Here is a 3,415-nt window from a genome sequence, read left to right on the forward strand (position 1 = left end):
CATCTTTAAACAATGTATTGATTGGTTCGATTAATTCGAATTCCATGTCTTCTGGTAATCCACCAACATTGTGGTGTGATTTGATTGTTTGTGCTGTCTTAGTACCTGATTCGATGACGTCTGTATATAGTGTTCCTTGCGCAAGGAAGTCTACACCTTTGAGTTTTGATGCTTCATCATCAAATACATATACAAATTCATTACCAATGATTTTACGTTTTTGTTCAGGATCTGAAACACCTTTTAATTTATTCATAAAACGATCTTTCGCATTAACACGAATAATATTCATGTTGAACCCTTCACCGAATTGTTCCATAACCATGTCGCCTTCACCTTTACGAAGTAAGCCATGGTCTACAAAGATACATGTTAGTTGATCACCAATTGCTTTATGCAATAGTACAGCTACAACAGATGAATCTACGCCGCCACTCATCGCACATAATACACGACGGTCTCCTACGCGTTGACGAATCTTTTCAATTTCGATTTCGATAAAGTTTTCCATTGTCCATTGACCTTTACAATCACAAACACGACGGACAAAATTATTTAATAAATCATTACCATATTCTGTATGACGTACTTCTGGATGGAATTGAACACCATAAATGCGACGTTTCTTATCTTCGATTGCTGCATAGTCTGTGCTTGGGCTATCAGCGATAACTTCAAAGCCTTCTGGAATTTCAATAACTTTATCAGAATGACTCATCCAAACAGTTTGTTCTGCTGGTAAGCCAACGAATAACTCATCTGACTTCGCATTAATGATTGCTTTACCGTATTCACGTTCATTGGCACGTTCAACTTTACCACCTAATAATTTAGTAGTTAATTGCATGCCGTAACAAATACCAAGTACTGGAATTCCTAAATTATATATTTCCGGATCAATTGTAAATGAACCTTCTTCATAAACTGAATTTGGACCACCTGATAAGATGATACCTTTTGGATTCATTTTCTTAATTTCTTCAATTGAAATTTCATGATCGTGTAATTCACTATAAACGCCCATTTCACGAATTCGGCGTGTAATTAATTGGTTGTATTGGCTACCAAAGTCTAAGACAAGGATTAACTCTTGTTCTTTTGCCATTTCCATATTTGTCGTTCTCCTTTATCTTAATTAGAATGAGTAGTTCGGTGATTCTTTCGTAATTTGAATATTATGTGGATGGCTTTCTGCTAAACCAGCAGGACCCATACGTGTAAATTGTGCTTCTTCGCGTAATTCTCTTAAATCGTGTGAACCAGTATAACCCATACCAGCACGCACACCGCCCATTAATTGGTAAATTGTATCTTGTAACGCACCTTTATAAGCCGTACGTCCTTCGATACCTTCAGGAACAAATTTCTTAGGCGCTTTGTCCTCTTGGAAGTAACGATCGTTTGAACCTTTTTCCATCGCACCTAAAGAGCCCATACCACGGTATACTTTATATTGTCTACCTTGGAAAATTTCTGTTGCGCCTGGACTTTCTTCAGTACCTGCTAATAAGCTACCTAACATAACCGCATGTCCACCAGCAGCTAATGCTTTAATGATATCTCCTGAGAATTTAATACCACCATCAGCAATGATAGCTTTACCATGTTTGCGTGCTTCAGTTGCACAATCATAAATTGCTGTAATTTGTGGTACACCAACACCTGCTACAACACGCGTCGTACAAATTGAACCTGGGCCAATACCAACTTTAACAATATCTGCACCCGCTTCAAATAAATCTTTTGTTGCTTCTGCAGTTGCTACGTTACCTGCTACTAATGTGATTTCTGGGTAAGTCTTCTTAATATGTTTCACTTGATCGATAACACCTTTAGAGTGACCATGTGCTGTATCGATAACTAAGACATCCACACCTGCTTCGACTAATTTTTGAGCACGAATATCAGTATCTTTTGAAATACCAATTGCTGCGGCTACAAGTAGACGACCATGTTCATCTTTTGCTGCATTAGGGAATTCGATAACTTTTTCAATATCTTTAATAGTAATAAGACCTTCTAGACGTCCGTCTTTAACTAATGGTAACTTTTCAATTTTATGTTTCTGGAGAATTTTTTCTGCTTCTTCAAGTGTTGTATTCACTGGAGCTGTAATTAAATTTTCTTGCGTCATTACATCTACAATTTTAATCGAGAAGTCTTCAATAAAACGTAAGTCACGGTTTGTTAAAATACCTACTAAGTTGCGATCTTCTTTATTATCAACAATTGGTACACCTGAAATACGGTATTTACCCATTAATGCTTCCGCTTCATAAACACTTTCTTCTGGTGTTAAGAAAAATGGGTTTGAAATAACACCATTTTCTGAGCGTTTTACTTTTTGAACTTCGTCCGCTTGTTCTTCAACGCCCATATTTTTATGAATAACACCTAAACCACCTTGACGAGCCATAGCAATCGCCATTTTAGATTCAGTTACTGTATCCATACCAGCAGAAATAACTGGAATATTCAATTTAACTTTGTCTGATAATTGTACGCTTAAATCAACGTCTTTCGGTAAAATATCAGATTGTGCTGGAATTAATAACACATCATCAAACGTTAATGATTCTTTTGCAAATTTACTTTCCCACATTAAAAACAGCCTCCATTTTTCAAATTAATTAGTTATATTATTTCACATTTTCTTCCGTTTGTTTATACTTTATTCCATTAAAAAAGAAATTAAGAATAATTGCAGAGATTGCGCCTAAAACAATTCCGTTTTGAGTCAACCATGCAAATTGTTCACCTAAACCTTTAAATGCTTGTGGTACAGCGCTTATACCAGTACCTAATCCTACTGATACAGCGATAATTAATAAATTGTTTTGATTTTTAAAATCGATATGTCCTAATATACTAACACCATATGCCATTACCATGCCAAACATAGCTATCATCGCACCACCTAACACAGGTAGCGGTATGATATTTGCTAATGCACCAAGCTTAGGTATACAACCACATATAAGCAATAACACGACCATGCCGTATATAACATTGTTTTTCTTAGCGCCGGATAAAGAAACAAGTCCTACATTTTGCGAATAGGCTGTATACGGAAATGAATTGAATATAGAACCTAACACTATCGCTAGACCTTCCGCAGTATAACCTTTACGAAAATCTTTTCTTTCTAACTTCTTACCGGTAATTTCACTTAACGCATGATAGACACCTGTCGACTCAATTAAACTAACGATAGCTACAATAAAGAACACTAACGTCGATGTCACATCAAAGCTAAATCCTGAGAATCTAAACGGCACTGGGATGCCTAACCAACCGGCATGATTGACTTGATTAATATCGACCATCCCAAGTAAGCCAGCGCCTATCGTTCCTAAAACGAGTCCAATTAATATGGCAATACTCTTAATAAATCCAGTTGTGCATCTTTGTAAAA

Annotated in this window: 2 protein-coding genes and 1 pseudogene; all 3 read right to left on the reverse strand. The window is 36.3% G+C overall.

The features are described 5' to 3' along the window. Positions 1-1,111: glutamine-hydrolyzing GMP synthase (guaA, locus tag IDG65_RS13675; RefSeq protein ID WP_206174167.1), on the reverse strand; the 1,111-nt coding region annotated here is incomplete at its 3' end. Positions 1,112-1,135: 24 nt separating this feature from the next. Further along, complete coding sequence (guaB, locus tag IDG65_RS13680; protein ID WP_000264071.1) at positions 1,136-2,602, reverse strand: IMP dehydrogenase; 1,467 nt, start codon at positions 2,600-2,602, stop codon at positions 1,136-1,138. A 37-nt stretch (positions 2,603-2,639) separates the two neighbouring features. Next, positions 2,640-3,415 (reverse strand): annotated as a pseudogene (gene pbuX / locus IDG65_RS13685) (xanthine permease PbuX); the annotation flags it as partial.

The sequence above is a fragment of the Staphylococcus sp. EG-SA-17 genome (assembly GCF_017151845.1).
Taxonomy (GTDB): domain Bacteria; phylum Bacillota; class Bacilli; order Staphylococcales; family Staphylococcaceae; genus Staphylococcus; species Staphylococcus aureus.